The 23,829-nt window shown below is 56.2% G+C and carries 26 protein-coding genes and 1 pseudogene; 15 read left to right on the top strand and 12 right to left on the bottom strand.

Annotated elements, in window-relative coordinates; genetic code table 11:
• From AACY09_RS04550 to madM, 4 genes are all read left to right on the top strand, one after another.
• Window positions 1-660: a malonate decarboxylase holo-ACP synthase gene (locus AACY09_RS04550; protein WP_339486317.1), complete on the top strand. Its 660-nt coding sequence runs from the start codon at window positions 1-3 to the stop codon at window positions 658-660.
• A complete protein-coding gene (mdcH, locus tag AACY09_RS04545) occupies window positions 657-1,592 on the top strand; it encodes a malonate decarboxylase subunit epsilon (RefSeq protein WP_339486316.1) in 936 nt (311 codons plus the stop codon). Before AACY09_RS04550 ends, mdcH begins: the two co-directional genes overlap by 4 nt.
• Window positions 1,593-1,665: 73 nt before the next feature.
• A complete protein-coding gene (gene madL / locus AACY09_RS04540; protein WP_339486315.1) occupies window positions 1,666-2,076 on the top strand; it encodes a malonate transporter subunit MadL in 411 nt (136 codons plus the stop codon).
• 5 nt (window positions 2,077-2,081) lie between these two features.
• The gene (gene madM / locus AACY09_RS04535; RefSeq protein ID WP_339486314.1) at window positions 2,082-2,846 is read left to right on the top strand and encodes a malonate transporter subunit MadM; all 765 of its coding nucleotides are present in this window, start codon (window positions 2,082-2,084) and stop codon (window positions 2,844-2,846) included.
• Between the two features lie 39 nt (window positions 2,847-2,885).
• Here the strand turns inward: madM and AACY09_RS04530 are convergent, their stop codons facing one another.
• Both AACY09_RS04530 and AACY09_RS04525 read right to left on the bottom strand, forming a co-directional pair.
• A complete protein-coding gene (locus AACY09_RS04530; RefSeq protein ID WP_339486312.1) occupies window positions 2,886-3,800 on the bottom strand; it encodes a LysR family transcriptional regulator in 915 nt (304 codons plus the stop codon).
• Window positions 3,801-3,855: 55 nt separating this feature from the next.
• Window positions 3,856-4,362, bottom strand: a complete 507-nt coding sequence (locus AACY09_RS04525) for an I78 family peptidase inhibitor (RefSeq protein ID WP_339486310.1) — start codon at window positions 4,360-4,362, stop codon at window positions 3,856-3,858.
• Window positions 4,363-4,663: 301 nt separating this feature from the next.
• On the opposite strand from AACY09_RS04525, the gene AACY09_RS04520 reads away from it, so the two are divergent.
• From AACY09_RS04520 to AACY09_RS04505, 4 genes are all read left to right on the top strand, one after another.
• On the top strand, window positions 4,664-5,590 hold the full coding sequence (locus AACY09_RS04520; RefSeq protein WP_339486309.1) for an ABC transporter ATP-binding protein: 927 nt from the start codon (window positions 4,664-4,666) through the stop codon (window positions 5,588-5,590).
• Window positions 5,587-6,348, top strand: coding sequence for an ABC transporter permease (locus tag AACY09_RS04515; RefSeq protein ID WP_339486307.1), 762 nt, complete (start codon window positions 5,587-5,589; stop codon window positions 6,346-6,348). The genes AACY09_RS04520 and AACY09_RS04515 overlap by 4 nt, the downstream gene beginning before the upstream one ends.
• Window positions 6,349-6,388: 40 nt before the next feature.
• Window positions 6,389-7,603 carry an RNA polymerase sigma factor gene (locus AACY09_RS04510; protein WP_339487075.1) on the top strand — a complete coding sequence of 405 codons (1,215 nt, stop codon included), beginning with the start codon at window positions 6,389-6,391 and terminating at the stop codon, window positions 7,601-7,603.
• 104 nt (window positions 7,604-7,707) lie between these two features.
• A complete protein-coding gene (locus AACY09_RS04505; RefSeq protein WP_339486305.1) occupies window positions 7,708-7,959 on the top strand; it encodes a hypothetical protein in 252 nt (83 codons plus the stop codon).
• Window positions 7,960-8,017: 58 nt separating this feature from the next.
• Here AACY09_RS04505 and upp read toward each other — a convergent pair whose 3' ends face one another.
• Entirely contained in the window at window positions 8,018-8,656 is a 639-nt protein-coding gene (gene upp, locus AACY09_RS04500; protein ID WP_339486303.1) for a uracil phosphoribosyltransferase, read from the bottom strand.
• Between the two features lie 282 nt (window positions 8,657-8,938).
• Between upp and AACY09_RS04495 the strand changes: the two genes are divergently transcribed.
• The 3 genes from AACY09_RS04495 to AACY09_RS04485 all read left to right on the top strand — a co-directional run bounded on the left by AACY09_RS04495 (window position 8,939) and on the right by AACY09_RS04485 (window position 10,337).
• Window positions 8,939-9,496 (top strand): hypoxanthine-guanine phosphoribosyltransferase, encoded by a 558-nt coding sequence (locus tag AACY09_RS04495; protein WP_339486301.1) that lies wholly within the window; start codon window positions 8,939-8,941, stop codon window positions 9,494-9,496.
• Window positions 9,497-9,500: 4 nt separating this feature from the next.
• Window positions 9,501-9,983 (top strand): WbuC family cupin fold metalloprotein, encoded by a 483-nt coding sequence (locus AACY09_RS04490; protein ID WP_339486300.1) that lies wholly within the window; start codon window positions 9,501-9,503, stop codon window positions 9,981-9,983.
• 69 nt (window positions 9,984-10,052) lie between these two features.
• Window positions 10,053-10,337, top strand: a complete 285-nt coding sequence (locus AACY09_RS04485; RefSeq protein ID WP_339486299.1) for a PA4642 family protein — start codon at window positions 10,053-10,055, stop codon at window positions 10,335-10,337.
• Window positions 10,338-10,532: 195 nt separating this feature from the next.
• Here AACY09_RS04485 and AACY09_RS04480 read toward each other — a convergent pair whose 3' ends face one another.
• The 6 genes from AACY09_RS04480 to AACY09_RS04455 are packed head-to-tail and all read right to left on the bottom strand — an operon-like array spanning window position 10,533 to window position 17,554.
• A complete protein-coding gene (locus AACY09_RS04480) occupies window positions 10,533-11,864 on the bottom strand; it encodes a DUF58 domain-containing protein (RefSeq protein WP_339486298.1) in 1,332 nt (443 codons plus the stop codon).
• A 34-nt stretch (window positions 11,865-11,898) separates the two neighbouring features.
• The gene (locus tag AACY09_RS04475) at window positions 11,899-12,930 is read right to left on the bottom strand and encodes an AAA family ATPase (RefSeq protein WP_339486296.1); all 1,032 of its coding nucleotides are present in this window, start codon (window positions 12,928-12,930) and stop codon (window positions 11,899-11,901) included.
• Window positions 12,927-14,234, bottom strand: a complete 1,308-nt coding sequence (locus AACY09_RS04470; protein ID WP_339486295.1) for a DUF4350 domain-containing protein — start codon at window positions 14,232-14,234, stop codon at window positions 12,927-12,929. The genes AACY09_RS04475 and AACY09_RS04470 overlap by 4 nt, the downstream gene beginning before the upstream one ends.
• Window positions 14,231-15,853, bottom strand: coding sequence for a DUF4129 domain-containing protein (locus AACY09_RS04465; RefSeq protein ID WP_339486294.1), 1,623 nt, complete (start codon window positions 15,851-15,853; stop codon window positions 14,231-14,233). Before AACY09_RS04465 ends, AACY09_RS04470 begins: the two co-directional genes overlap by 4 nt.
• Window positions 15,840-16,823 carry a stage II sporulation protein M gene (locus AACY09_RS04460; protein ID WP_339486293.1) on the bottom strand — a complete coding sequence of 328 codons (984 nt, stop codon included), beginning with the start codon at window positions 16,821-16,823 and terminating at the stop codon, window positions 15,840-15,842. Before AACY09_RS04460 ends, AACY09_RS04465 begins: the two co-directional genes overlap by 14 nt.
• A complete protein-coding gene (locus AACY09_RS04455) occupies window positions 16,820-17,554 on the bottom strand; it encodes an RDD family protein (protein WP_339486292.1) in 735 nt (244 codons plus the stop codon). The genes AACY09_RS04460 and AACY09_RS04455 overlap by 4 nt, the downstream gene beginning before the upstream one ends.
• Window positions 17,555-17,860: 306 nt before the next feature.
• Here AACY09_RS04455 and sbcB point away from each other — a divergent pair, with 306 nt between their 5' ends.
• The gene (sbcB, locus tag AACY09_RS04450) at window positions 17,861-19,342 is read left to right on the top strand and encodes an exodeoxyribonuclease I (protein WP_445323788.1); all 1,482 of its coding nucleotides are present in this window, start codon (window positions 17,861-17,863) and stop codon (window positions 19,340-19,342) included.
• Between the two features lie 257 nt (window positions 19,343-19,599).
• Here the strand turns inward: sbcB and mvaT are convergent, their stop codons facing one another.
• On the bottom strand, window positions 19,600-19,974 hold the full coding sequence (gene mvaT / locus AACY09_RS04445; RefSeq protein ID WP_339486290.1) for a histone-like nucleoid-structuring protein MvaT: 375 nt from the start codon (window positions 19,972-19,974) through the stop codon (window positions 19,600-19,602).
• A gap of 348 nt (window positions 19,975-20,322) precedes the next feature.
• On the opposite strand from mvaT, the gene purU reads away from it, so the two are divergent.
• The 3 genes from purU to AACY09_RS04430 all read left to right on the top strand — a co-directional run bounded on the left by purU (window position 20,323) and on the right by AACY09_RS04430 (window position 21,886).
• On the top strand, window positions 20,323-21,174 hold the full coding sequence (gene purU / locus AACY09_RS04440; RefSeq protein WP_339486289.1) for a formyltetrahydrofolate deformylase: 852 nt from the start codon (window positions 20,323-20,325) through the stop codon (window positions 21,172-21,174).
• 45 nt (window positions 21,175-21,219) lie between these two features.
• On the top strand, window positions 21,220-21,645 hold the full coding sequence (locus AACY09_RS04435; protein ID WP_339486288.1) for a CBS domain-containing protein: 426 nt from the start codon (window positions 21,220-21,222) through the stop codon (window positions 21,643-21,645).
• 61 nt (window positions 21,646-21,706) lie between these two features.
• Window positions 21,707-21,886, top strand: coding sequence for a hypothetical protein (locus AACY09_RS04430; RefSeq protein WP_339486287.1), 180 nt, complete (start codon window positions 21,707-21,709; stop codon window positions 21,884-21,886).
• A 57-nt stretch (window positions 21,887-21,943) separates the two neighbouring features.
• Here the strand turns inward: AACY09_RS04430 and AACY09_RS22000 are convergent, their stop codons facing one another.
• On the bottom strand, window positions 21,944-22,708 hold the full coding sequence (locus tag AACY09_RS22000; protein ID WP_445323787.1) for a methyl-accepting chemotaxis protein: 765 nt from the start codon (window positions 22,706-22,708) through the stop codon (window positions 21,944-21,946).
• A 93-nt stretch (window positions 22,709-22,801) separates the two neighbouring features.
• A pseudogene (locus AACY09_RS21995) lies at window positions 22,802-23,821 on the bottom strand (cache domain-containing protein); the annotation flags it as partial.
• Window positions 23,822-23,829 lie beyond the last annotated feature (8 nt).

Here is a 23,829-nt window from a genome sequence, read left to right as displayed (position 1 = left end):
ATGAACAGTCGCCCTCAATCATCCGCGCATCGGGGTTATCTGCCGCACGATCTGCTTTGGGGTTTTACCCCTGAGCATCTGCCGCAAGATGCCCCCGCGTGGACGGTTGATGCCTTGCTCGGTGAGCCGCCGGTGGTGGTTCGGCGGGCACAAGGTGCGGCAGACCTGATTGCCGTTGGACTGCGGGGCCGCAGTCGTGACCAACGTTTTGCATCTTGGATGCCGTTATCGGCGGTTCAACATTGTGTGCAACCTGAACACCTTGTTTCAGTGCCGCCAACGGGTGTTCAGGTGCAGCCTGAATGGCCACTGTTCAACGCGTTGGCGCAATTGACGGGTCCGCTTAATCACATGGGTTTGCCGTGGGGCATTACTGGCAGCTTGGGCTTTGAGTTGGCCAGCGGGATTGCGGTCACTCATCCTGCAAGCGATCTCGATCTTCTGGTGCGCACAGCCCAGCCGATGTCACGTGCACAGGCACGGGGTTTGTTAGCGTTGCTCGATCAAGCGCCCGGCACTGTCGATGTACAACTGCAATGCCCGATGGGGGCGGTTGCGCTACGTGAGTGGGCCGGCAGCAGCCTGAAGGTGATGCTTAAAACCCAGCACCAGGCGTTATTGGTTGATGATCCCTGGGCGCCGGAGCCGGTAGCCACATGAGCAGTCTATGGGTGTTTCCCGGCCAAGGCGCACAGCAGCCCGGCATGTTGCACGGCTTGCCAGACTCGCCTGAAACCGTTCAGTGCTTGGCTGAGGCCAGCGCTGTACTTGAGCAAGATGCCTTGGCCCTGGATTCTGTTACAGCGCTTGAAAATACCCGCGCGGTGCAGCTCTGCTTGCTGATTGGCGGCGTCGCCTGTGCGCGACTGCTGATGCAGCGTGGTCATCGTCCGGATTACGTTTCAGGTTTATCGATTGGTGCCTACGCCGCTGCGGTTGTAGCCGGGGCCATTAGTTTTGCCGATGCGTTGCGTCTGGTGAGTTTGCGCGGCGAACTGATGCAGCAGGCGTATCCGCAAGGCTTCGGCATGACCGCGATTCTCGGCTTGGATTTAAACCGGGTTGAATCGTTACTGGCGCAGGTCAACTGCGCCGAGCAGCCGGTGTATCTGGCCAATATCAACGCTGAAGCACAGCAGGTAATCGCTGGCAGCCACGGTGCCATGCAGCAAGTGGCTGTGCTGGCTAAAGCAGCCGGCGCCGCTTGCGCCAAGCCCTTGGCGGTGAGTGTGCCTTCGCATTGCCCGTTGCTGGATAGGCCTGCTGCTGAGCTTGCTGAGGCATTTTCTCAGGTCAAAGTCAGTCCGGCGCAGATCCGCTATTTAAGCAGCAGTAGCGCACGACTACTGAATAAGCCTGAACAGTTACGTGACGACCTGGCCAACAATATGTGCCGCGTTGTCGATTGGCATAACACCCTGCGCACGGCCTATGAGCGCGGTGTTAGATTGCACCTCGAACTTCCCCCCGGAGCCGTGCTGACCGGTTTGGCCCGGCGCGTGTTTGAGCCCGGGCAGGCAATTGCCTTTCAGGGTGCCCGACTCGATACCTTGGACGCCATGTTGCGTCAGGAGGCGAGTCGCGACTCTTGAACTTAGTAGTACCGCTTGATCGTTACGAAGGACAAAAACAACAACTTCGAACAGTTTCTTGAGGATAAAAATAATGATTATTTATGGTGTAGCGTTTCTTGCGTTCTGCACCCTGGTGGGCATCACGGTCGGTGAGCTGCTGGGGAAACTAATTGGCGTACCCGCCAACGTCGGTGGCGTCGGTATCGCCATGATGATGCTGATCTTCCTCGGCGGTTACCTGAAAAAGCGCGGCTATCTGATCCCAAAATCAGAACAGGGCATCGAGTTCTGGAGCGCCGTGTACATCCCTATCGTGGTGGCAATGGCTGCCCAGCAAAACGTCTACGGCGCCCTGAGTGGTGGGCCAATGGCGATTCTTGCTGGTGTGGCGGCAGTGGTGTTGGCGTTTGCTCTGGTCCCCGTGCTGGACCGGATGGGACAAAAAAAGCCAGATGAGCCTGCTGACGTTGAACCAACCCCTCTGCCTAAACTGCCACGGTGATCACGATGTACGAAAGTATTCTGAAAGTATTCACCGCTTACAGCTTGATCGCCGGTTTCGCCATTATTGGCATCACCATGTGGTTGTCGTACTGGCTGTCTGACAAGTTAACCAATGGCCGCTTGCACGGCTCGGCCATCGCCATCCTGATTGGTTTGCTCCTGGCTTATATCGGCGGCGCTGTAACCGGTGGCAGCAAGGGTTTGGTCGATATTCCGCTGCTATCCGGAATCGGCATATTGGGTGGCGCCATGTTGCGTGACTTCGCCATTGTCGCCACCGGTTATGGGGTCAATGTTGAAGAGTTAAAGCGCGCCGGCATGGTCGGTGTACTGGCGCTGTTCGTCGGTATCGGCTCATCCTTTGTCGCGGGAGTCGGCGTGGCCATGGCGTTCGGTTATACCGATGCGGTAAGCCTGACCACCATCGGCACGGGTGCGGTTACCTATATTGTCGGGCCGGTAACCGGTGCGGCGATCGGTGCCAGTTCTGAGGTGATGGCGCTGTCGATTGGGGCCGGTCTGGTTAAAGCCATTCTGGTGATGATTGCCACACCTTTTGTTGCACCCTATATAGGCCTGAACAATCCACGCAGCGCAGTGATTTTCGGCGGCTTGATCGGCACATCCAGTGGCGTGGCCGGTGGGCTGGCGGCGACGGATCCAAAGCTGGTGCCTTATGGCTGCCTGACTGCGGCGTTCTACACCGCATTGGGTTGCTTGCTTGGCCCCTCGCTGTTGTTCCTGATCATGCGTGGCCTGCTGGGCTGAAGCCGGTCTACAGCCAAGCTTTGAAAGTAACAATCCCGCTTAGGCGGAGTTCCGGCTGTACATCCGGCACTCCGCCAGCAGCGCGAGCAGGTTGGGGTCGCGTTCCTTGGCTTTGAGGAAGACCACTCCAATGTGTTGCTGCATCTGATACTTGGCCTGTAGCGGAATGAGCTTGATGCGATTTTCGTAGACAGCAGCAATTCGGCCGGGCAGCAGGGCATAACCCACCCCCGAGCTGACCATGCTCAACAAGGTGAAAATATCATTCACCTGCATGGCAATTTTCGGTTCAAAACCCGCTTGGCGAAATACCCGCGCACCGTCCTGGTGGGTGGCGAAGCCGTGGGTCAAGGTAATAAAAGTCGATTCTTTAAGGTCGGCCAGATCAATCTCGGCTTGTTGCGCAAAGGGTGAATCGGTGGGGGTCGCGAGAAACATATCATCTGAAAACAGCGGCAGTTGCTCGCAATCCTGATCCGTCATGTGCTCGTTCAGCGCTATTAGAATTGCGTCGACTTCGAGATTTTTGAGCTTGAACATGAGGTCGACATTGGAGCCCAGAATCAGATCAATATTGAGTTCGCTGCGGCGCAGTTTAAGGCCCATGATCAACTGCGGAACGGTTTTCACCGTCAGCGAATAGAGTGAACCGAGTTTGAACCGCTCTGCGGAGAAGCCCGCTGCTTCACGGGTTAAACGCACCGTGTCGAGTACGTCCTGAATCAGTTTTTGCGCGCGATCTTCAAGTAGATAAGCACTTTCCAGCGGAATCAGGTTGCGCCCTTCGTGCTTGAATAGCGGGCAGCGTAGCGCACTCTCAAGCGAATGAATCGCCCGATGTACGCTGACGTTGCTGGTCTGAAGCTCTGCGGCTGCGCGACTGAGATTTCCACTGCGCATAAAGGCCAGAAAGGTTTCAAGTTTCTTCAGGGTAAACTCTTCATCAATCTGCATGCTTCAGTGCTCAGAGCGTTAAGGAGCCACGGCTCCATTGAGGGGCAGCACGGGTTTAACCGCAGGTAATGCGGTCTATCACTTCAGCTTCGTCGGTGTCGATATTCAGACGGGTTGATTTGTAATCCATGGTCATTGCGTCAGTCGGGCCCAAAACACGAACGCTTTTGGCGCCGGCTTTTTCTTTGATCTGCTTGCTGAGTTCAGGGGTGACGCGTTGGCCCAGCATGTCTTGCACTACCTCGGCGTTGCACTTGTCTTTGAAGCGATCAGGCGCAGCGGCTGCGGCACTGTCAGAGCTTGCGCCATCCATTGAGCTGCAGGCGCTCAGGGATGCAATCAGGGCCAGGCCAGCGAGATGTTTTAGTTGCATAAAAATGTCCTCTGAATCGGGTAATAGCAGCACAGCCTGTGCAAAATAAGCGCGCTTGGCAAGCGCAAAGCGACGACCTAAGGCTGTCAGCGGTGCATCAGCATAACGACAGGGGCGACTGCGGCCAAGCATGGGCACCGCTAAATCAAATGCAATACCTGTCTGGGGATCAATCTGCCAAGGCGTCATTGCTGCGCCCACTGGACTGCGCTTGTCGTATCGCTCTTGATCGGCAAAACCGGCGCGCCGGTGCAGATGCCAAAACCCGTGGGGCGCCGATTAGTCTGATACAAGATGGCGGCGCAATCGGCTAGAGTAGCGCTTTAGTCCTTGGGATGACCGCCTGGGAGCGGTGTCTTGGCCTGGCCGGATGCGTGGAAGAAACGCGGCGGCTGTTTTGAGGTCGAAGATGCAATTCGCCCGACTCATCGGCCCTCAGGGTCGGCTACTTATAGAACGCTTTCCGACGCCCCTCAAACAAGGTGGTTGTGTGCAATCAGTAATCTCGATACAGCAATTGAGCAAGGTGTATGCCTCGGGTCATCCGGCGCTGAAAACCATCAATCTAGACATTAGGAAAGGCGAGATTTTCGCGCTGCTCGGCCCTAATGGTGCGGGCAAAACCACCTTGATCAGCATTATCTGCGGAATCGTCAATCCCGGTTCGGGCAAGGTGCTGGTCGACGGTCACGATATTATCGCGGACTACCGCGCCGCGCGGGCCAAGATTGGCTTGGTGCCCCAGGAGTTGTTCAACGAAGGCTTTGAAAGCGTGCTGGCCACGGTCAAGTTCACCCGTGGTTTGTTCGGGAAACCGGCCAATCCTGCCTACCTCGAACAGCTGCTGCGCGACTTGTCGTTGTGGGATAAAAAGGACGCACGTATTTTTGAGCTGTCCGGCGGCATGAAGCGTCGGGTGATGATCGCTAAAGCCTTGTCACATGAGCCGCAGATTCTGTTTCTCGACGAGCCAACGGCCGGTGTCGATGTGGAGCTGCGGCGTGATATGTGGAATATGGTGCGGGGCCTGCGCGAGCGCGGCGTGACCATCATTCTGACCACCCACTACATTGAAGAAGCCGAAGAAATGGCTGATCGCATTGGCGTCATCAGCAAAGGTGAAATCATTCTGGTCGAAGACAAAGCCGCACTGATGCACAAGCTGGGCAAGAAGCAGCTGACCCTGCACCTGCAACAACCCTTGACCTGCATTCCTGAGGCGCTCGCCAGCTACCCGCTGGAGCTGGCTGATGCGGGGCACGCCCTGGTATTTACCTTTGATGCACAGCGTGAACACACTGGAATCGCCGAACTGCTCAAGGACTTGGCACAGCAAGGTATCGACTTCAAAGACTTGCAGTCGAGCCAGAGCTCGCTTGAGGATATTTTTGTCAGCCTGGTGAGGAGCCGCCCGTGAATTTTTACGCGATCCGCGCCATTTACCTGTTTGAGCTCGCAAGGACCTGGCGCACCTTGCTACAAAGCATCGCCACACCGGTGATCACCACTTCGCTGTATTTTGTGGTGTTTGGCTCGGCGATTGGTTCGAGCATGACTCAGGTGCATGGCGTCAGTTACGGGGCCTTTATCATCCCCGGTTTGATCATGCTGGCGCTGCTCACCGAGAGTATCTCCAACGCCTCGTTCGGCATTTACATGCCCAAGTATTCGGGGACCATTTACGAGATACTTTCTGCGCCGGTTTCCTACCTCGAGATATTGGTTGGCTATGTCGGCGCTGCGGCGACCAAATCCATTGTGCTTGGATTGATTATCTTGCTGACGGCGCGATTGTTCGTCGACTTCGAGATTCTGCATCCATTCTGGATGGTGGCCTTTCTGATTCTTACGGCCGTGACCTTCAGCTTGTTCGGTTTCATTATTGGGGTCTGGGCGGATGGCTGGGAAAAACTGCAGATCGTGCCCGCACTGATCGTTACGCCGCTGACATTTCTGGGTGGTAGTTTCTACTCGATCAGCATGCTGCCGCCGGTTTGGCAGACCGTCACCCTGTTTAATCCGGTGGTGTACCTGATCAGTGCATTTCGCTGGAGCTTCTATGGGGTTTCCGACGTCAGCGTCGGCGTCAGCCTTGCCATGATTCTCGGCTTCCTGGCGCTGTGCATTGGCGCAGTGGGCTGGATCTTTAAAAGCGGCTATCGACTGAAAAGCTAAATGAGCACCGCAGGAGGTGCGAGTGGATACGCAGCAAGCGTTGAACCAGCAGCTCGACGCGCTTTATCGCACTGAGTCGCGCCGCGTGCTGGCGACCTTGATTCGCTTGCTCGGGGATTTCGAGCTGGCCGAGGAAGCCTTGCACGAAGCGTTTCGAGCCGCGCTCGAGCAGTGGCCTACTCAAGGCGTGCCGGCCAATCCGCGTGCTTGGCTGGTGTCTGCAGGACGGTTCAAAGCCATCGATGGCCTGCGCCGCACTGCGCGCTTTGAATCACTTGCAGAGCATGATCAGGCAAGCAATGCACCGCCTATGGATGAGCTGGAAAGCGTCGAAGATGATCGCCTGCGGCTGATCTTTACCTGCTGCCACCCGGCACTCGGCGATGACGCTCAAGTGGCCCTGACCCTGCGCGAGATATGTGACCTCAGCAGCGAAGATATCGCCAAGGCCTTTCTCAGTACGCCCAGTACTATCGCCCAGCGGATTGTGCGCGCCAAAGCGAAGATTCGTGATGCGGGCATTCCCTATGAAGTCCCTGCGCGAAGTGAATTGCCACAACGGTTGGCGGCCGTGTTGCGGGTGATCTATCTGGTGTTTAACGAGGGGTATTTTGCCAGCTCAGGCGAATCCGTAGTGCGCAGTCAGCTCTCTGAAGAGGCGATTCGACTGGGGAGACTGCTCCTCGAGTTATTGCCAGAACCACCGGTAAAAGGCTTGCTGGCGCTGATGCTCTTGCATGAGTCGCGCCGCCCGGCGCGGATTTCGGTGGACGGGCTGGCGGTGTTACTTGAGGAGCAGGATCGCAGCCTGTGGTCGCAGGCGCATATTGCCGAAGGTCAGGCGCTGATCCTGCAAGCGCTGCAACAAGGCGGTTATGACAGCTACAACGTGCAGGCGGCCATTGCTGCCGTGCATGCCGAGGCCGGGACGGCAGCCGCCACCGATTGGCTGCAGATTGTTGGGCTCTATGATGTGTTGTTGCGCTTGCAGCCTTCACCGGTGATCGAGCTGAACCGTGCGGTTGCGGTCTCGATGTGCCATGGCCCGGCTGCGGGGCTTGAGTTGATTGAAGGCCTGCTCGAACGGGGTGAACTGGCGAGCTATCACCTTGCGCAGATGGCCAAAGCTGATTGCCTGCGCCGTCTGAATGATCGGGTTGCCGCGCGCGAAGCCTACGACCGGGCACTGCAACTGGCAGGGCAAAGCCCCGATCGCGTGATGATTGAACGGCGCTTAAGCGAGCTGCAAGATTGAACCAAGGGCTGCTCAGTCGTTGGTTCAATTCGGGGATAAAACCGCTGTCCGCCAGATAGAAAATGGGTAGAATCCGCCCCCCTTTTATCCAGCAGGAGTACTCCATGAGTTTTAATCTGGCGAACAAACCCGCTGCAGAGCGCGATGCCGGAGAGGCTGAAAAGGCGCGTTTGTTTGATTTGTGGCAGCAGAACCTGCAGCGTTCAAAGGTTGATGCTGCGCGGCTGTTTGGCGAAAAAAACAAGCGTAAAAGCAAATGGCATGAGTGGATGCGTGAGCAAGTCGCGCAACTGACGCCGCCGGAATACGCGAGCATGGTCGAGCGCGAAGTGCGCCGTTTGAATAGCCAAGGCTGAAGCACCCCGGCATCACCACTGGCTGGCTGTTGCAGTGTCAGCCAGAGGCAGTTGCCGGTTAAGCTTCTTTTTGCTTGGTGCCGAAAATTTTGTCGCCAGCATCACCGAGCCCGGGAATGATGTAGCCGTGCTCGTTAAGCCGCTCGTCAATTGATGCAGTGTAAATCGCTACGTCCGGGTGGGCATCGTGGACGACCTTGATACCTTCAGGCGCGGCCACCAGCACCATGGCGCGGATTTCCTTGCAGCCAGCCTTCTTCAGCAGGTCAATGGTTGCGACCATCGAACCGCCGGTTGCCAGCATCGGGTCGATAATCATCGCCAGGCGCTCATTTATCTCCGGGACTAACTTTTCCAAGTAGGTGTGCGCTTGCAGGGTTTGCTCATTGCGCGCAACGCCGACCGCGCTGACCTTAGCGCCCGGAATCAAACTGAGTACGCCTTCGAGCATGCCGATTCCTGCACGCAAAATAGGCACCACTGTGATCTTCTTGCCGGAGATCTTCTCGACTTGCACGGGGCCACACCAGCCGGCAATTTCATAGGTCTCCAGCGGCAGGTCCTTGGTTGCTTCGTAAGTCAGCAGTGCACCGACCTCTTGAGCCAATTCGCGAAAGTTTTTAGTGCTGATATCAGCGCGGCGCATCAGGCCAATTTTGTGGCGAATCAGCGGGTGGCGAATCTCTTGGATTGGCATGGGTTGGGGCTCTCCGACTGAGCTGGCAAAAAAATCTGGCTTAGATTAAAGCATTGCGCGCCATAAAGGGCGGCCCTGTGAACACTTATGCTGTCGCCTAAGTTAAGGCTGGTTTAGTTGATCTGTGCCAATTATCTTCAAGATTGGCGCAATAGTGTGCCTAAATAACGCTACGTTCGTCTGTGGGGGCTTGCTCCTCGCCAGACAGATGCGTACCTTTGCCGACTTTTATTTGACGCACCGATCAGGTTTTCGTGTTGCGCTAACCCAAGAGGAATGACCATGTCTGCTGATCTCGCGCACATCCGTCAGATAATGGCTGAAGCTGATTGTCTGTATACCGACGAGCAAGTTGAAGCGGCCATCTGCAAAATGGCTGAAGTTATCAATGCCGAGATGGCTGAGACCAATCCCGTGGTGTTCTGCGTCATGAACGGCGGGCTGATCTTCTCGGGCAAGCTGGTGCCTAAGCTGAACTTCCCGCTGGAACTGTCTTACCTGCACGCTACGCGCTACCGCAACCAAACCAGCGGTGGTGACCTGTTCTGGAAGGCCAAACCGGAAGTTTCGTTTATTGATCGCGACGTACTGATCATTGACGACATCCTCGATGAAGGGCACACCCTCGGCGCAATTATCGATTTCTGCCATCACGCTGGCGCGCGGGCTGTGCACACCGCTGTACTGGTTGATAAAGACCACGACCGCAAGGCACGTCCCGACCTGAAGGCCGACTACGTGGGTTTGCCTTGCGTTGATCGCTACGTGTTCGGCTACGGCATGGATTACAAAGGCTACTGGCGCAACGCACCCGGCATCTATGCCGTTAAAGGTCTGTAAGCCTGTGCGGGGGCCGGCATTTATTGATCAGGCGCTGTTTGCCGACCTGGCGTCCAAGGCCGCGCAAAATCCGCGTCAACGTCAGCACCACAACTTCCATGCCATGGAAGAACCCTGTCACCGCATGGCTATTGGCCTGCATCCAGATACTTACATTCCGCCACATCGCCACCTGTCAGCGGACAAAGCTGAAGCGTTGTTGGTGATAAAAGGGCGGTTGGGCCTGCTGATTTTCGATCAGCATGGCGCCGTGCAAGATAAGCGCATTCTTGCTGCGGGTTCTGATTGTGTCGGTGTTGATTTGCCGCCAGGAATATTCCACGCCCTGGTGGTGCTTGAGGCTGACAGCATCTTGTTTGAGTGCAAGGCTGGGCCGTACTTGCCGATTGGGCAGGGTGAGCACGCCAGTTGGGCCCCGCAAGAAGGCAGCCCTGAAGTGGCCGATTATCTGACTTGGATGCGCGCGCAGTTCGAAGCTGTGGACTGAGCGTTGAGCGCAATGGGTGCGCGGGGTACACTTGCCGCCCCGTGTAGCCCGGTAAAGCTGGAGTCAGTGATGCGTAAAGACAAAAAACAGGTGATTGGTGAAGAGATTGGTGATGAGCCGATCAAGTTGTTCCTCGATGTCGAACCCGCTGATGACACACCGCCTTCGTTACACAAGCTGGTTAAAGCCTATCGTGGCCTGCGCTTTGATGACTTCGAGCGGTTCCTCGGCTTTTTCGTTGCCGCCGGTTTCGACGTCAACGCCAAAGACGCCGACGGCAAGGATTTTGTCGCGCTGATCCAGGATCAGCGCAATGCCCAGCCGTACATTGAGTTGATCAAGTCGGTCGCTTAATCGGGCTCCGTGATGGGCCTGCGCAATGGTGGGTTGGTAGGGTGTGGCAACGCGAAGCTTGCCCATCATGGGTCAATTAATAATCGAATTCACATGTGAAAATGGTGGATGAAAAGAGCGTCATCCACCCTACGGTTGGCCTGTGCGATGGTGGGTTGGTAGGGTGTGGCAACGCGAAGCTTGCCCACCATGGCGTTATAGAACGCCGGCTTTTTTCCAGGATAAATAACGGCTGACCAACTCCGGGCCCAGTTCGCTTGGGCGTGCATCAAGCACCGGGATATTGTTGGCGACGAGTCGCTCATGCAGCGTGTCGCGGGCATTTAGGTAATCGACTGTGCCGCAATAGGCCAGGGCCGAGTCAAAATTCTGCACCGGCGACTGGCGCAGGGTATCGAGCACTTCTTCACGCAAGCTGGCGATCAGCACACGATGCTGGCGGCCGAGGCGGTTAATGGCATTAAGCAGCTCTTGATCATCCTCATCGCGCAGATTGGTAACTATTACCACCAGCGCGCGGCGGCGTTGCCGGCTGAGCAGGGCCTCGGTCGCCGCTGCATAATCTGCTGGCAGCTGAGTGCTCTTGAGGTCATACAGGCTATTAAGCAATACATTAAGCTGAGCAGCACCTTTGACCGGTGCCAGGTAACGGCTCTGTTCGCTGGCAAAGGTGCTAAGGCCAACCGCGTCCCCTTGGCGCAGGGCGATATAACTGAGCAGCAGGCTGGCGTTGAGCGCGTGGTCAAAGTGGGAAAGCTCGCCGTCCTGACTGCGCATGCGTCGGCCGCAATCGAGCATAAAAACAATCTGCTGATCGCGTTCATCCTGATACTCACGGGCGATCGGCGTGCGCTTGCGCGCAGTGGCTTTCCAGTCGATCTGGCGCATTGAGTCGCCATCACGAAATTCCCGTAGTTGATGAAATTCCATGCCCAGGCCGCGGCGCTGATGCTGGCGCACGCCCATTTGGCTGAGCCAGTCATCCACCGCCAGCAATTGGGCGCCGTAGAGGCGGGCAAAGTCAGGATAAACCCGGGTTTCTCCGGGCACATCGAGCACGCGGCGGGCATCCCATAAACCCAAGCGGCTGGGCAGGCTGAGCTCGATCCGGGGAAACCAGAAGTGGCCGCGCACCAGTGGCCGTACCCGGTAACTGAACTGGCTTTGCTCTGCGGCGCGCACTACAACGCGCTGGGGCATCTGTTCGGTGGTCATTTCCGCTGGCGAGTGGTCGAAGACCTGTACGTCAGTTTGATAGGTGTAGCTGTGGTGCAGGGTCAGCTGCACTTCACTCCAGCGGCCCAAGGGGAGCTGACCGGGCAGGTTGCGCTCAAGGCGCGGTGAAGGTGTTTTGTGCAACAGCCAGGCATCCACCAACGCGGCCACGCCGAGCAGCAACAGCAAGCCCCACCACAGTGAGCTAATCGCTGCAGGCAGTTCAACAGCCAATGCATCCAAGGCTCCTAGCACGAGTGCGCAGAGCAGCAGGCCAGCCAAGGCGAGAAGTAGGCGGCGTGCCGGTTTCATCGCGTGTACTGCTCGTAAGGCATGAAGGCTGAGGTCATAGACGTGGTGCCGGTACTTGATCAAGCAACTGTTGCAACACCTGATCAATCGACAGGCCTTCGATATCCAGCTCGGGCGAAAGGCGCACGCGGTGACGCAGAACCGCCAGGGCACAGCCTTTGATATCGTCCGGCAGAACGAAATCGCCACCCCTTAATAAGGCACGGGCGCGACCGCCACGGACCAAGGCGATGGAGGCGCGCGGGCCTGCACCGATTGCAAAGCCAGGCCAGCTACGGGTTGCGCGGGTCAGGCGCACGGCGTAGTCGAGAACCTGCTCGTCAATCGGTAGATCGCTGGCGATTTTTTGCAGGGCCTGCACGTCTTTGGCTTGCAGCAAGGTGCGCAGCGGTGCGACTTCAAGCATGTCGGCTTTGCTTGAGCGGGTCACCTGGCGGACCATTTGCATTTCTTCATCTTGCTGCGGGTAATCAATACGCAGCTTGAGCATAAAGCGGTCGAGTTCAGCTTCTGGCAGCGGGTAGGTGCCTTCTTGTTCAATCGGATTCTGCGTGGCCAACACCATAAATGGCAGCGGCACCACCAGCGCTCGGCCTTCAAGGGTTACTTGGCGTTCTTGCATCACTTCGAGCAAGGCCGCCTGGGTCTTGGCCGGGGCCCGGTTAATTTCGTCTGCCAGCAGCAAGTTGGTAAACACCGGACCTTTGCGCAGTTTGAATTGCTCGCTTTGCAGGTCGTATACCGCGTGGCCTGTGACATCGCTGGGCATCAGGTCGGGGGTGAACTGAATACGTGAAAACTCGCCGCCAAAGCATTTGGCCAGCGCACGCACCAATAAGGTCTTACCCAAGCCGGGCACGCCTTCGATCAAGACATGACCGCCGGCAATCAGCGCGGTCAGCACATCATCAATCACGCGCGCTTGGCCGATCAAGGCTTTTTGCAGCTCCAGGCGTAGGGCTTGAGCCAGTTGGCTGGCGCGCTGGCGTTGTTGCGCTGCATTGGCTGTCGAGGCAGGTGCGGTTGCTGGATTAGCGCTTGGCTGGTCGGGGCTGTATTCGCTCATAGGGCATTCCTGAGAGTTTGCAGGTGGGCAACCTGACGGGTGAATTCGGAGGCGGTTAGCCGTTGCAGAGGCACGGGTCGCATGGCTTTGCCCACTGCGCTGGTGGTGAGGCGTGTGAGGCGGCTGAGGACTAACCATTGATCTGCGACTGGCAGGCGTTCAAAGCCTGGGTGGCGCTTACGGGCGCGGCGTTGAATATCCAGTTGCAGGCCTTGTAACAGGGGCTGTTGGCCGCTGCGTCTGAGGCTAAAGTCGGCACTGGCGCGGATATGCTCCTGCAACTGTCGCCGGCTTAAACTGGCCGGTAATAGCAGCGGGCCTTGGCGCATGCCGACACGCCACAGCGTCAGTCCAATAAGCAACGCCAGCGCCAATAGCGCTTGTGGGAAGTAGCGGTAAAGCAGGCTCAGCAAGCCATCGCGATCGGCGCGAAAGAGCAGGGTGACGTCAGTATCCTGAGTCAGGTACCAGAGTAACCAAGCGTTATCGTACTTGGCGATTTTGTCGTTTTGCCAGACCCAGCTATCGGTTAGTACCGTTATCAGGCCGTCGCCATGAAAGAGCTGGAGCATATGGGTGGATTGGCCGCTATTGGCCCAGGCAGTGGCAATGTTTTTCGCGTCATAGAGATGGAAGTCGGTATCAAAACTGATGTAGGCCGGTGCGTCTTCGTTTTCGAGGTAAAGCTTGGTCAGCTTGGGATAAGCATCTTTCTCTTCATCTGGGGTCACGGCCTCGGCCGCTGGCTCAGGCTCGCCTTGGGAGAGCTGCTCCAGCTGCGAGGAGGGTTCTTGCTCAGGTTCCGAGGCCGCCTGGGTGGTGTCGTCGTCAAGCGGGGTCGTCTGCTTATCGGCCTCAGCTTTAGTGGTCTCAGTGGGGTCCAACTTATCGCTTTCCAGCTGTTGAATTCCCAGGCTGTCGAGCAATAGATCGCCACTCTTGTTTTTCTTTTTGTCCCACAGGCGCTCTGCAACAAAGACCAGATGCCCGCCTTTGGCTGCCCAGTCGAGCAGTCGTTGAGTCTGCTGGGGTGTAACTTTTTCGCGATCAGCCAAGAGCAACAGTGTGTGGCCAATGCTCGGTAGCTGGTTCAGTTTGGCCAGGCTGTCAGCCGTCTCGACCTTGACCCGTTGCGCGCGCAGGAAAGCCTCTGCGGCGGAGTAAGGGTTGGCTTTTACCTCGGGTGCGGCACCGTGGTTGATGACGGTTTCATAAGATTCGGCGCGCCCCAGTAAATAACTGGCAAGCCAGCCAAGGGCCAGAACAACCAGGGCGCCAACCATAAAACCGGTACGGCGGCTCATGCCTTGCCCCTCGACTCGAACAGTTGGCGCCAGCTGTCGCACAGCGACGCTTTGGCGGCGACTGGGGGCAGGTTGTGACCATAGGCCAAGTTTTGCCAATGACGGGTCAATGTATCGCTGAATTGGTAGAGTTCCGGCTGATACGAATCTTCAACCAGCTGTAAGACTTCCTGCTCAGTGTGAGCACTTTTCAGGCCTATCCGATAATCATGCAGCAAGCGGCTGAGCAGGGCGCGGTAGAGCAGGCTCAAGGCCGCCCGTGGGTCCTGTGCCCAAAGCCGGTCAACTTCGCTGCAAATATCATCCGGCAGGCTTTCAGGGCTGACTTCCAAGCCAAACAGCTGGCTCGGAGGGCTCGTTTTAAGGCGCTGGGGCAAGCCAAACCGTCCGGCGAAAGTGTTTAACCAATCGCGGTAACGCCACAGCACCCAGAGAATAAGCGCGAGCAGCGCAGCCCAGAGCAGGGCGGCGAAGACCTGCGCCAGTGTCTCCATCGACTTCCAGAGCTTGCCCAGCTTGCCTAGGCCCGCTATCAGCGACTCCAGGAACTCGGTGTCTGGCTTGGTTTGCTTGTCGCTGGCGTCATCTCGCAGGCGCCAGCGGGTTACCGTTTCCGGGTTTTTAAACGGTGGTTTATCGAGCAATTGCTGGAGGCTGTGCCTCGCTGCTTCACTACTTAAAGCTTGTTTTTGCAAACGTTCGGCTTGTGGCCCGAGTGGATCTGCCGGGGCGCTGATGACGGGGGGGCTGGCGGCGGATTTAGCCGGGATGGAGACCGCCGAATCTGGCTTGCCGGTATCGGCCATCGCGGTGTCTGGCAGTTGGCTGAACAGCAAGCCCGCAGCGAGCAGTGCGGCATAGGCAATACCGGTCAGGCGTTGGCGCAGTTGGCGGAACACCAGTTCGATATCCCAGGCTTCCAGCGCGGTGCGGCGGTTCAAATACAGGCTAAAGCCGCAGGCGACATAGACCGGCTCCCAAACAATCAGGAGCAAGGCGTAGAGTCCGTTGGACAAGTGCTCCAACCACATCCATTGATTCTGCTCGGGAGCGATCAGACTTTGCCAGCTCCAGTCCAGCTCCAGCTGCTGCGGCAACATCAGGTAGAACAAGGTTGCGAGCCCAAGGCTCAGGGCCAGTTCAACATGGGCGCCGACAATTGTCAGCCACGTAGCGCCACTGGAGTTTTTATGTCCGAGTACTGTCAGGCGCTGGCTGCGCGCTGCACCTGAAAGCCCTTCAAGTTGCATGACGGGCATATCAAAACTGCGCGTCGTGCTGATGCGCCGCCATGTCAGGCTGGCCAACAGCTGTGGTTTAAGCAGCCGCGGATAGGCTTTGAGCGCTTGTTTGAGGGTCGGGGTATTGCCGAACAGGCTGTTGGACAGGATATGCAGCGGTAACCGCTCATAGGCTGGTTTCAACCACCAGAAGACAAAGATGGCAATGCTTGGATAGTCCCAGAAAATCAGGCAAAGCAGCGCGAATATAGGCAGGGTCACCAGTGCCCAGCTGGCCATCAGCAACCCGGCATGCCGGCGCGCAAGAAGTACACCGAGATCCAACGCTTCCCAGCTGCTGCGGGGTCGAATCGCCACGCTGGCTTCAGTCAGGCGCATGCACACCTCGGCCAGCCAAGGTCAGGTAACTCAGGACCAGAGCCCAGAGTAGAGCGCCAACTGCGTATTTGACATGGGGCGTGGCGAAGGTCATGGATGACCAATATGCCTCGATAAAAGCCGCCAGCAACAAGAACACCACAACCCCGGCAACCAAGCGAATACTGTCCGCGGCGGCCAGGCGTAAAGCTTCCATGCGCGGCAAACGGTCGGGGGCCAGTAACGCCCAACCCAGTTTCAAACCTGCCGCGCCTGCCAGTGCGATGGCGGTCAGTTCGAATGCGCCATGACCGATGACGAATGACCAGAAGGTTTCGCTGTAGCCAATTTGAGTGAGGTGGCCCGCAACGGCGCCGATCATGATCCCGTTAAACAGGAGGAAGAACAAACTGCCGATGCCGAAGAGCAAACCACTGGCGAATGTCTGAAAGGCAATGCCGATGTTATTCATGATATAGAAGCCGAACATCATCCAGTCGTCCCCGGAGCCGCGCTCGCTAAAGCGACCAAGGCGCCTGGCATCGGGGTCGTACATGCTTTCCATGCTGGCAACTTGCTGCGGGTCGACCACGCTGTAAACCAGATGGGGAAACCAGTAGACCAGCAGCCCCATAAGCATCAGGCTGCCAAAAAATAGCAGGCAGGCGGCGAGCACAAAGCGCCATTGCGCGCGAACCAAACGGGGAAAACCACTGAGCAGGAAACCCAGCAACTGGGCGCCAATAGTGCTGCGATGGCGGTAGAGTTGTTGGTGCCCGCGCAGGGCCAATTGCTGTAGCCGTTCAATCAGGTGATTGCTATAGCCTCGCGCCTGAGCCAGTGCGAGTTGCTGGCAGATGCGCCGGTAATCAGCCGCAAAGCCTTTGCTATGGGCTGCATCGGTTTTACCGTTTTTCTCCAGGCCATCGAGTTTGCCGGCAAAGTCTTTCCAGCTGGCTTGGTGATGGACCTCGAATTGACTTTGCTTCATCGAGGTCCCACCAGACTGCGGGCAATGCCGTTGATGGTTTGCTCAGCCTGCTCGGCCGGCACTTTTAGCGGCTCTGCGATAATCGCTGCCAGTTCAGCGCGGCGTTCCGATGACAGGTTGCTGGCACGTTCGGCGAAATTAAGAATTGCCCGCTGTTCTTTCAAGCTAAGCGCAACAGGTGCGCGCACAGCTTCCGCTTCGGGCAGAACCGGCGCTGAGGGTTTTTCCTCGCGGTAGACCACCAGCGTGCCCGCTGCTATATCGCCCAAGCGTTTGAATGTCGGGCTATTGAGGCAGCTCAGAATGCCAAAGCTGTAGCCGAACGGCAGTATGTCGACAAAACGCAATAGATTGCGGGTCAGCGAGGCAGGCCAGCCCACCGGGGTGCCATCGTCGTGTACCACGCGTAGACCCAGCCACTGTTTGCCGGGGGAGCGGCCTTGGTTGAGCACTTCAAACAACACCATGTACCACCAGGTCACCACAAACAGCAAAATCGTGCCGAGCCCCATGCCCAGTTTGCCGAGCAAACTCAACAGCAGATACATCAAGCCCAGCACCACGCAGCGAATAATCAAGTCGATGCTGTACGCCAGCGCACGTGGAACCAATCCGGCAGGGCGCAGGATGAGATCGATACCTTCGGGCGTTTCGACGTGGTAACGGGTATCCAGCAGGTCAGCAGTGGGCTGGCTGGTCGCGTTGGCTTGGTTGTTTTCGGTAGGCGGCATCGGCTGACTGCGATGAATAAAGCCCGATGCTAGCCAGCGCGAGCCGTTGAGGCAACCTGTCTAAAGACAATCTGTAGATTAAGTCAGCAATCTAAGGCCTGACCTGGTTGCCGCTCACAGGGTGTTGCGCGGCGTATGGCGTGTGGTGAAACCCATTTTCGGTGAGGAAATCGAGCCGGGCGATGACTCTACAGGCCTTTGCCTTCAAGGCTGTGGCGTTACCGGGAGGCCTAATCGCCCTGTATTATCAGACGCTTTCCAGCCATCTGGTGTGCAGGAACAATCACAGTATTAAGCGATGGTAGACTGCACAGGCCATTTGCTCAGGACAACACTGTGACTTCAAGCATCTTCTGGTACGACTACGAAACCACCGGTATCGATCCTCGCCGCGATCGCCCTTTGCAGGTGGCGGGTATTCGCACCGATGAGCAACTTAACGAGATTGCCGAGCCGTTGAATATCTACTGCGCGCCCAGTGACGATATTCTGCCGCATCCCGCCGCCTGCATGATTACCGGTATTAGTCCGCAGACACTGGCTGAGCGTGGGCTTGATGAAGCCGAGTTTATGACCCGGGTGCATGAGCAGTTGTCTTTGCCCGGAACCTGCGGTGCGGGCTACAACAGTATTCGATTCGATGATGAGGTCACGCGCTACAGTTTGTATCGCAATTTCTTTGATCCCTATGCACGAGAATGGCAGGGCGGTAATAGCCGGTGGGATTTGATTGATCTGGTCAGGACTGCATATGCCTTGCGCCCCGAGGGCATCGTCTGGCCTGAAGTGGAAGGGCGTGTCAGCCTTAAATTGGAGTTGTTAACAGCGGCCAATGGTATTGATCATGGCCAGGCGCACGATGCGTTGTCGGATGTGCGGGCAACCATTGCTTTAGCGCGACTGCTGCGTGACAGGCAACCCAAGCTCTACAACTATTTGTATGGCCTGCGTAGCAAAGCGCGGGTACTTGATCAAATTAAACTGCTGCAGCCGTTGGTTCATATTTCCGGGCGTTTTGCCGGGGCCAATCATTACTTATCAGTGGTGCTGCCTTTGGCTTGGCATCCGCGTAACCGCAACGCGCTGATCGTTTGCGACTTACAGCGTGATCCAAGTGTCTTGCTCAATGAGACTGCCGACACCCTTCGTGAGCGTTTGTATACCCGCCACGATGCGCTGCTCGAAGGCCAGTTACCGGTTCCGCTGAAATTGCTGCAGATAAATCGTTGCCCGGTTGTTGCGCCGCTAAGCGTGCTGCGTGAAAGCGATATTCAGCGCCTGGCCCTCGACATGCCGACCATTGAGGCGCGCGCCGAGCAACTCATTGCCAGCCAGGCGCAGTGGCAAGTAAAGATGCCGGAGGTCTATCGTGAGGAAGCGTTTGCCGCCAGTGAAGACCCAGAGCAGCAACTTTATGACGGTTTTATCGGCAATCGCGACCGCAGTTTGTGCGAACGTGTGCGCAATGGTGAGCCTGAGCAACTGGCCACTGAAAGTTGGCCTTTTGATGATGCTCGACTCCCCGAACTTTTATTTCGTTATCGGGCGCGTAACCTGCCTGGGAGTTTGAGTGCCGAAGAACAGTTGCGCTGGCAAACATTTTGCCAACAGCGTTTAACGCTGCCCGAATATGGTGCGCCTAATACTGTGCAACAATTTGCTCAAGCCATGACTCAAGTGCTGCCGACAGCTACGCCTGCCCAGCAAAAAGTTTTGAATGAGTGGCAAGCCTATGTCGATAGGTTGATCGCGCGCTATGGAATAACTGAACAACAACCCCTGTGCTAGTTAAGTCTGCGCGTCGCGTTCTACGTGGCTTTCTTAGCGTGGCGTGTCAGGGTGTCGCACCTTTGGCTTGAGGGGCACATAGCTTTCCAGGCATCGCGGGCGCCATTTCACACCGGTTATTTTTCGCAGATCAATGTAGGACTCCGTCACTAATAACCTGGGGTGGGGGGCTAATTGCATTCTTGGCGTTGATTTTTTGGCATAAAAAAACGCCGGACTTACCGGCGTTTTTTAAACACTGAGCAACTTGTGACGGATTAGCCTAGCAGCGTAGCCCAGCTTTCAACCACGTCACCGCCCCACTTGGCTTTCCACTCTTTCAGGGTTTTGTGGTTGCCACCTTTGGTTTCGATGACTTCACCGTTGTTAGGGTTCTTGTATTGCTTAACTTTGCGGGCACGCTTGGTGCCGGTCGCTTTGCCAGCGCGTGCGTTCTTGCTTACTTTAGCGTCTGGGTCGAGCAGCGCGATAATGTCACGCAGGGATTTTTGATATTCGCCCATCAATTTGCGCAGTTTGCCTTCGAACTCAAGTTCTTTTTGTAGCTTGTCATCTTGTGACATGTTCTTGAGGCGTTCTTGCAGTTCTTTGATGGCTTCTTCTGTAGCGCGGTATTCGTTGATCAGCGACATATTGTGTACCTTGATTCATTCGGTGGTGACTCTGTGTAACTAATAATAGACACGCACTTTTCACAAGTAAACCGGTTTATAAAGAAAAGACGCACTGTTACAAGTAATTAGTTGTTTTGGCGTGGGCTAACACCTGCGGTTGGGGAAAATAACAATACTCGTTTAGTTGGCGCGCCTAGTTAGGCTGATGAGTATGAAAAAAAGACCAGTCTTTAGTCTGGTGAATTCCCTATATGAAGGTTGTGCAAGCCTTTAGAGTTTTTAAGGCGTTCAACCACTCAGGGTTAATGCGGTTTGTTCGCATGGTGTCTAGAATAGCCACCTTTGAAAATTCAGCAGGAGCTTTTCATGCGCACTTTTCGGCTGGTTATCGCCTGCCCAGACCGTGTGGGTATTGTGGCCAAGGTCAGTAATTTTCTGGCCACCTACAACGGCTGGATCACTGAAGCCAGTCATCACTCGGACCATCAGACTGGCTGGTTTTTCATGCGCCATGAAATCCGCGCGGACTCGCTGCCGTTCGATGTCGATGGCTTTAAACAAGCCTTTGGGCCTATCGCCCGTGAATTTTCGATGGAGTGGCGCGTTACCGATTCGGATCACAAGAAGCGCGTGGTGCTGATGGCAAGCCGTGAGTCCCATTGTTTGGCGGACCTGCTGCACCGTTGGCACAGCGCCGAGCTTGATTGTGAAATACCCTGTGTTATCTCCAACCACAATGACCTGCGCAGCATGGTCGAGTGGCACGGCATTCCTTTTTTTCATGTGCCGGTTGACCCACAAGACAAGCAGCCAGCCTTTGATGAAGTGGCGCGATTGGTCGAGGCCCATCAGGCGGATGTGATTGTGCTTGCCCGCTACATGCAAATATTGCCGCCGCAGCTATGCCGTGATTACGCCCAGCGGGTGATAAACATACACCACAGCTTCTTGCCGTCATTTGTCGGAGCCAAGCCCTATCACCAGGCGTCGCTTCGTGGGGTCAAGTTGATTGGCGCTACGTCACATTATGTTACTGAAGAGTTGGATGCCGGTCCGATCATTGAACAGGACGTGGTACGGGTCAGTCACCGTGAAAGTATCGAGGAGATGGTGCGCTTGGGTAAGGACGTTGAGAAGATGGTGCTCTCACGTGGGCTACGCTATCACTTGGGAGACCGGGTTCTGGTGCACGACAACAAAACGGTGGTGTTCGATTAATCGTCTTGTAGACGCCGGCCGGACGTCACTAAAAGGAGTTCGATTATGCTCAAGTCAATCAAAGTGCGTGATTACATGACCACCCATTTGGTGACCTTTCGTGCCGAGACCGATTTATTCACGGCAATAAACCGTTTACTTGAGCATCGTATTTCCGGGGCCCCCGTGGTCGACCCGCAGGGACGTTTGATTGGTTTGATCTCTGAGGGAGATTGTCTGCGGGCAACCTTGTCTGGCGCTTATTACGAATCAATTGGCGGCACTGTGGGTGATTATATGAGCCGTAACATTGAAACCATCACCCCGGACGCCAGCGTGATCGAAGTGTCCGAGCGTTTTTTGCAGGGTAAACTCGGGCGTATGCCAGTGATTGCGGACGGTCGCCTGATCGGTCAAATAAGTCGTAGCGACGTACTGCGCGCGGCGAAAGAGTTTGCCCAGCATGACAAAGGCACAGCCTCGCAGGATTGAGTCAAAGCTTTAGTTACCACCCCGGCTTGACGCGGGGCGTAAGCCAAACAGGAGATAAACCATGGCTGATCCACTTGATCGCGCTGTATCAAAGGCCCCGGAGACTGTTGGCGAGGGATGTCTAAGTCGCTACGACATCGATCAGTTAAGCGCTGAGGACGGTGCGGACTTCAGCCAAGCGCAAGCGCTGCTCAAGCAAACGCAAAGCCTTGATGATTCTGACCCGAGCGCCGAACAATAGCAGCCGAATACTAAAAAGGGCGCCTCGTGGGCGCCCTGCGTAAAGGGTTTGCTGCGCCTAGATGCGGAAGCTGCCAACCAGTTGGTTGAGGCGTGTCGCCTGACGCTCCAGATCGCTGCAGGCACGCAGTGTCGCCTGAAGGTTCTCAACGCCTTCCTGGTTAAGGGTGTTGATTTCGATGATGTCCATGTTCAGCGATTCGATCACCGAGGTTTGCTCCTCGGTTGCCGTGGCCACTGACTGGTTCATCCCGTCGATCTCACCGATGCGCTGGGTCACGCTGCCAAGACGCTCACCCGCTTGGTTGGCAATCGCCACGCTTTCCTCGCTGTAGCGTTGGCTCTCGGTCATGGTGGTGACCGACTCGCGTGAACCCACCTGCAGCTCTTCAATCATGCTTTCAATCTCTTGCGCCGATTCCTGGGTGCGGTGGGCAAGGTTGCGCACCTCATCAGCAACCACGGCAAAACCACGACCGGCTTCACCGGCGCGCGCCGCCTCAATCGCCGCGTTGAGTGCCAGCAAGTTGGTTTGTTGCGAGATGCTTTTGATCACTTCAAGAATCTGGCCGATGTTCACGGTTTTGCTGTTCAGGGTTTCAATGTTGCTGCATGAGGCGCTGATCTTGCCTGACAGGTCATTCATCGCCGCGATGGTACGCTCAACCACTGAGCGTCCATCTTCCGCTTGTTCACGGGCATCAGAGGCTTGGGTTGAGGCGTCTGCCGCATTGCGCGCAATTTCCTGGGCAGCCGCGCCAAGCTCATTGATTGCTGCGGCGACACTGTTGGTACGGCTGGCTTGTTCGTCGGAGTTAAGCATCGAGGAATTCGAGGCGTTGACCACCAGCTTGGCCACTTCGTTAACCTGAATGGTCGCCGAAGAAACCTCACGAATTGAGGTGTGAATCCGCTCGACGAATTGGTTGAACGATGTGGCCATTTCGCCGAATTCATCGTTACTGTTGGTGGTCAGGCGTTGAGTCAGATCACCATCACCCATGGCGATGTCGCGCATGGCTTTGCCCATGGTGTGCAAAGGTTGCATCAGGACGCGCATCAATACACTGAGCAGCAACATGATCAATACCACGGCAATAATGGTCGCGATGATCGCCGACGTGCGGAACTTGCTGAGCATTGAGTAGGCTTTGTCTTTGTCGATCGACAGGCCCAGATACCAGTTCACCGACGGCAAACCTTTTACCGGCGTGAAGCTGATGATGCGTTGCTTGCCGTCGATTTCTACCTCAGTAATGGTGTCGCTAATGGCCGGGGCATTTGCGGCATAGACATCGTTGAGCGACTTCATCACCAGCGATTTATCCGGGTGCACCAGGATCTGCCCGGAAGAGCTGACGAGAAATGCATAGCCGATACCGCCAAAGTCCAGCGAATTGATGGTCTCAACCAGGGTTTTCATGCTCAGGTCGCCGCCCACAACGCCTGCACTTGCTGCCGGTGTAGCAATGGTGATGATCAGGCCGCCGGTTGCAGCATCTACATAGGGTTCGGTTAGGGTGGTGCCGCCGGTTGTCAGGGCGTCTTTGTACCAAGGCCGGGTTCGCGGGTCGTAGCCTTCAGGCATTTTGTCATCGGGGCGCATGGCGAAGCTGCCGTCGGTGCCCCCCAGGTAGGTAAAGTCGAAAGTCGATGTCAGCGCTTTTTGCTCAAGCAGGCTAATAACCGCTGTGTTGTCAGGGTTTTTTGCGATCGACTGGGCTGCGCTTTCGACCAGCAGAATCCGGCCTGACAGCCAGTTCTGGATGTTGCTGGCGGTGATATCGCCCATTTCATGCAAGTAGCTTTCTAGATCTTCACGGATCGCGTTGCGTTGCAGGTAATCGTTGTAAAGCGTGAAAAGCGAGAAAGCTGCGACTACAACTAATGCAGCAGCAATCAGTATCTTGTGACTGAATTTCAAATTTGTGCTCATAAAGTCTT

Origin of the sequence: Pseudomonas sp. EL_65y_Pfl2_R95 (assembly GCF_963971045.1) — a bacterium.
GTDB lineage: Bacteria > Pseudomonadota > Gammaproteobacteria > Pseudomonadales > Pseudomonadaceae > Aquipseudomonas.
The sequence above is the reverse complement of the archived record's forward strand: the minus strand, read 5'-3'. Positions and strand labels throughout refer to the sequence as shown.

What these genes read in the sequence shown, in the direction of transcription:
- AACY09_RS04455 (WP_339486292.1), bottom strand. Translation starts at nt 17,554, where the DNA reads ATGCCGCCTACCGAAAACAACCAAGCCAACGCGACCAGCCAGCCCACT.
- AACY09_RS04430 (WP_339486287.1), top strand. Translation starts at nt 21,707, where the DNA reads ATGGCTGATCCACTTGATCGCGCTGTATCAAAGGCCCCGGAGACTGTT.
- mvaT (WP_339486290.1), bottom strand. Translation starts at nt 19,974, where the DNA reads ATGTCGCTGATCAACGAATACCGCGCTACAGAAGAAGCCATCAAAGAA.
- AACY09_RS04505 (WP_339486305.1), top strand. Translation starts at nt 7,708, where the DNA reads ATGAGTTTTAATCTGGCGAACAAACCCGCTGCAGAGCGCGATGCCGGA.
- AACY09_RS04475 (WP_339486296.1), bottom strand. Translation starts at nt 12,930, where the DNA reads ATGAGCGAATACAGCCCCGACCAGCCAAGCGCTAATCCAGCAACCGCA.
- purU (WP_339486289.1), top strand. Translation starts at nt 20,323, where the DNA reads ATGCGCACTTTTCGGCTGGTTATCGCCTGCCCAGACCGTGTGGGTATT.
- AACY09_RS04495 (WP_339486301.1), top strand. Translation starts at nt 8,939, where the DNA reads ATGTCTGCTGATCTCGCGCACATCCGTCAGATAATGGCTGAAGCTGAT.
- AACY09_RS04550 (WP_339486317.1), top strand. Translation starts at nt 1, where the DNA reads ATGAACAGTCGCCCTCAATCATCCGCGCATCGGGGTTATCTGCCGCAC.
- AACY09_RS04530 (WP_339486312.1), bottom strand. Translation starts at nt 3,800, where the DNA reads ATGCAGATTGATGAAGAGTTTACCCTGAAGAAACTTGAAACCTTTCTG.
- AACY09_RS04525 (WP_339486310.1), bottom strand. Translation starts at nt 4,362, where the DNA reads ATGACGCCTTGGCAGATTGATCCCCAGACAGGTATTGCATTTGATTTA.
- AACY09_RS04460 (WP_339486293.1), bottom strand. Translation starts at nt 16,823, where the DNA reads ATGAAGCAAAGTCAATTCGAGGTCCATCACCAAGCCAGCTGGAAAGAC.
- madM (WP_339486314.1), top strand. Translation starts at nt 2,082, where the DNA reads ATGTACGAAAGTATTCTGAAAGTATTCACCGCTTACAGCTTGATCGCC.
- AACY09_RS04480 (WP_339486298.1), bottom strand. Translation starts at nt 11,864, where the DNA reads ATGAAACCGGCACGCCGCCTACTTCTCGCCTTGGCTGGCCTGCTGCTC.
- upp (WP_339486303.1), bottom strand. Translation starts at nt 8,656, where the DNA reads ATGCCAATCCAAGAGATTCGCCACCCGCTGATTCGCCACAAAATTGGC.
- madL (WP_339486315.1), top strand. Translation starts at nt 1,666, where the DNA reads ATGATTATTTATGGTGTAGCGTTTCTTGCGTTCTGCACCCTGGTGGGC.
- AACY09_RS04470 (WP_339486295.1), bottom strand. Translation starts at nt 14,234, where the DNA reads ATGAGCCGCCGTACCGGTTTTATGGTTGGCGCCCTGGTTGTTCTGGCC.
- mdcH (WP_339486316.1), top strand. Translation starts at nt 657, where the DNA reads ATGAGCAGTCTATGGGTGTTTCCCGGCCAAGGCGCACAGCAGCCCGGC.
- AACY09_RS22000 (WP_445323787.1), bottom strand. Translation starts at nt 22,708, where the DNA reads ATGCTTAACTCCGACGAACAAGCCAGCCGTACCAACAGTGTCGCCGCA.
- AACY09_RS04435 (WP_339486288.1), top strand. Translation starts at nt 21,220, where the DNA reads ATGCTCAAGTCAATCAAAGTGCGTGATTACATGACCACCCATTTGGTG.
- AACY09_RS04485 (WP_339486299.1), top strand. Translation starts at nt 10,053, where the DNA reads ATGCGTAAAGACAAAAAACAGGTGATTGGTGAAGAGATTGGTGATGAG.
- AACY09_RS04465 (WP_339486294.1), bottom strand. Translation starts at nt 15,853, where the DNA reads ATGCGCCTGACTGAAGCCAGCGTGGCGATTCGACCCCGCAGCAGCTGG.